We start from the raw sequence: 234 nt of genomic DNA on the forward strand, positions 1-234 counted from the left end.
ACTGCGCCCCGTCCAACTCGACCAACTCACCACCGCAGCAGACGGCGGAGACCGGCTGCACACCCTGCACTGGACACCCACACCCATACCTGCGCAACTGCGGGAAGTGGAATTCGTGGAGTGGAACAACCTGGAGCACGAGTCCGCCGACGATCCGGTGCCACCGGTGGTGGTGCTCGACTGCCGTGACGGTGAAAACAACACCGTCGGTGAAATCGACACCGATGTGCTGGT

General features: G+C 62.8%; 1 protein-coding gene. It reads left to right on the forward strand.

Annotated elements, in window-relative coordinates; all coding sequences use genetic code 11:
* Positions 1-234: hypothetical protein (locus ON44_RS33470; protein WP_040697902.1), on the forward strand; the 234-nt coding region annotated here is incomplete at both ends.

This window comes from Nocardia vinacea NBRC 16497, from assembly GCF_000308835.1.
Taxonomy (GTDB): Bacteria; Actinomycetota; Actinomycetes; order Mycobacteriales; family Mycobacteriaceae; genus Nocardia; species Nocardia vinacea.